Annotated in this window: 3 protein-coding genes and 1 pseudogene; all 4 read left to right on the forward strand. The window is 32.6% G+C overall.

Annotated elements, in window-relative coordinates; translation table 11 throughout:
• The first annotated feature begins 157 nt into the window (after positions 1-157).
• A complete protein-coding gene (locus BHV83_RS00250; RefSeq protein WP_195286904.1) occupies positions 158-1,231 on the forward strand; it encodes a DUF4934 domain-containing protein in 1,074 nt (357 codons plus the stop codon).
• Positions 1,232-1,565: 334 nt separating this feature from the next.
• Positions 1,566-1,802, forward strand: a complete 237-nt coding sequence (locus BHV83_RS00255) for an NVEALA domain-containing protein (protein WP_122206294.1) — start codon at positions 1,566-1,568, stop codon at positions 1,800-1,802.
• A gap of 105 nt (positions 1,803-1,907) precedes the next feature.
• Positions 1,908-3,065, forward strand: coding sequence for a DUF4934 domain-containing protein (locus BHV83_RS00260; protein WP_286755210.1), 1,158 nt, complete (start codon positions 1,908-1,910; stop codon positions 3,063-3,065).
• Positions 3,066-3,108: 43 nt separating this feature from the next.
• Positions 3,109-3,225, forward strand: a pseudogene (locus BHV83_RS00265) (NVEALA domain-containing protein); the annotation flags it as partial.

A 3,225-nucleotide genomic window follows, 5' to 3' on the forward strand; every position in this document is an offset into this window, starting at 1 on the left:
ATAGTATGACAGTTGTTTTTCAAAATAATCCTATAATGCAATAAAGCAGGCCGATGAGGGCTATGCAAAATTTATTTCAGAGAAATTTAAACAGGCTCTTAATCACGACTCTTGGCATGTTAAAACATATTATCAAACATTTACATACGGTATTGATATGATTTTAAAACAAATACATAACATCAGCTTGGTCCTATTATTAATTTGCTCATCTTGCATAGACACTAAAGTCGATTCTATATTTATCAATTTAGAGCATGCAGAGAGTAGCATAAACTATTCTTCTATATTTGAACGGGTTGAATATATTAATTTAGATGCAGGAGAAGAATGTTTATTATCAGGAATCAAAAAAATCTATTTTGATTCAGATACACTTATTTTTCAAGATTCTAAAAATGAGGGAGTTTTCGTTTTTAATTTAAAAGATCATAAACTGGTGAGTCACATCAATAGGATTGGTCAAGGGCCAGAAGAATATCATAAAGACAATGCAATAGCTGTTGATTCTACTTCGAATTTAATACATATCTATGATATGATGAATTTCAAAGTCAATGTTTATACCTATAAAGGAGAATATGCATATTCATATAAAATAGAATATTTTATGAGAGATTTTGCATGGATGGACAATCTGTTATTAATCATACAACCTTGTATAAATAAGGTGTATAAGAGAAACGGTGTTTGGCTTTACAAGCCGATCGAAAAACAAGAATCTTTGCTGTTAGAGCATGATGGAGATGATCAGTCTTTTGAATTTATGTCTACCTATATCGAACAATCAGAAAATAAAATTTACTATTACGATCGAAACGACGATTGCATCTATCTTATAAACAATAAATCCATTTCCAGACTTTACAAAATAGATTTGAAGCAGAAAGTGCCATTAGACATACGAACTGCATCAAATCAAAATCCCAAAGATTTAAATATGAAATCAATGATGTTTGATTTTGTTCCCTCTCCTCATTCTGTATTGTTATGCTATTTTATGTTTGGAGAAAAAGAGAATCCATATAGGTATGTTCTAATTAATTCGAAAACAAAAGAAACCATCATATTTAAAAAATTTATAAATGATATGGATGATATTCTTTTCGCTGACAATAAGATATTCTGTATTAATGATCAATCATGGTGTAGGCTCTCTCAACAATCCGAAGACAGTGAAACAGTACAGTTGCAAATTATGTATTTAAAGGATCAATTTGTTCATCATTAATAAAATGAGCAATAATCATGAAACATTATGGAACAATCAAGAGAATTCTATCGAACAGAATAGACATATTAACTCGCTGATGGTGAGATTTATCCGGTAAAATAAAGCAATTAACAGGAAAAAGAAAGGAGTTCCTGCCTACAGCCTCACAAACGTTAGCAGAAACTCCCGGACTTTCCCTCATTCAATAACAAATAAAGAAGGAGGTAACGGCAAAAGTAGTAAATTTGAAACAAACGACAAAAGGGTTAGAAATCACCCGTCTCGGGAAATGATACCGGGTGAAAGGTTCAAAAACAAACATAAGTCTATAAATTCCTAAAACAAAACGAAAATGGGAAAGAAATTTTTTGGCGTAATCGCTTTTGTTGCGATCGCCACCGCCGCCGGCTGGAACTACCAGCAAAATAAACAAAGTGTTGAATTGTCGGACTTGGCATTGGAGAATGTCGAGGCATTGGCAAGAAATGAAAGTGGAAAGAACAATAAGGCATTGGCTCAAAAGGCGAATAGAGAATACTGTTGTACTCCTTTAAACGGTAATAATTGTACTCAATCACCAGCTTGTTAGAATGTTAATATTAGAGATATGTCAGAATTTAATTCGCAAATAATGTCTTATAAGATAAATTTGGGCATATCTTTTTGAATACTTCTAATCATCAAATTATTTCAAATGAGAAAGTCTATTTTTTTTCATGATCAACAGAGAGTCTGGCTCCTTGTTTGTTGGGTCTTTATCACATTCGGTTGCCTTCCTGAGGAACAGAGGCTTACATCCGTTCCTGCCATAGAAGTAGACATAGCTTCAGATACAGAGTTGAAATTGTCAGAATACTTTGAGAATTTTCGAATGTTCAAGCTTCCGACGGATACTCTTATGGGGAAAATAGAGAACATTAAGTGTGAAAATAATAAAATTTATATCTCTGATGGACTAACTCTTTTTGCTTTCTCCGAAGAAGGAGAATTAGCCCTTTGCTTAGAGAAAAGAGGTGAAGCTCCAGATGAATATTCTGGGATTTCAGATTTTGTGATAGACGGTGAAAATATTATAATATTGGACAGGAATCAACAAAAAACAATAACGTATGATCATTCAGGAAATAGTATTTCAACATTTCATCTCAAGTACTATGCACAAGCTATTTCGCCGATAGTGAATAATACATTTTTTTTATATAACGGATTTGATACAAGTCACAAATTGCATCGGATTAAAAATTGGAAAGAAGATTCCGCATTTTTAGAAGTAGATAAAAACCAAACAGGATACTTGTTCATATTCGCTCATCACAATTTTTATCAAGATCATGATTCTATTTATTTTTTTCAACCGATCAATGATACTATTTACAAGTCTGTTGAAGGCGGAAATATGAATCCGTTCCTCCATATCGACTTTAAAGGGAAAAATATACCTACATCTTTTTTCAGTGATAAGAAATATGAAAACGTTAAAGATTTTTTTGACAATTTGAATAAAAGATCTTATGCCTATGGTATTTATAGTTTTATAAGGGATAAGCGATTCACGATGTTCGGTAGTTTCTATCAGAAAAATAAAAAATTGACATTATTCGACCATAAAAATAAATCATCGAATACTTTCGGTACAATTAAAGATGATGTTTATTTCAAGGGTTTGACGATCCCTATATCTCAATTTATTTATCATGCAAATAAGGATGGTTCTATCGTTGTTCCATTGGAAGCCTATTCTGTAGTTGAATGGCGAAATACATACACACCGTCTGAGCCATTCGGAAGTATAATCAATACAACAAAGGAAGATGATAATCCATTGCTTTTGATCTTCGATTTCAAACAGTAGAACCAATCACCATAAGTTTATAAATCCCTAAAATAAAACAAAAATGGGAACGAAAATTTTTGGCGTAATCGCTTTTGCAGCGATCGCCGCCGCAGGCTGGAACTACCAGCAAAACAAAAATGAGGTTCAACTCTCTGACTTGGCATTGGAAAATGTCGAG

Source organism: Parabacteroides sp. merdae-related_45_40, from assembly GCF_001915675.1.

Bases quoted from the DNA above. Each gene is read 5' to 3' on its own strand.
- BHV83_RS00260 (WP_286755210.1), top strand. From the start codon at position 1,908: ATGAGAAAGTCTATTTTTTTTCATGATCAACAGAGAGTCTGGCTCCTT.
- BHV83_RS00250 (WP_195286904.1), top strand. From the start codon at position 158: ATGATTTTAAAACAAATACATAACATCAGCTTGGTCCTATTATTAATT.
- BHV83_RS00255 (WP_122206294.1), top strand. From the start codon at position 1,566: ATGGGAAAGAAATTTTTTGGCGTAATCGCTTTTGTTGCGATCGCCACC.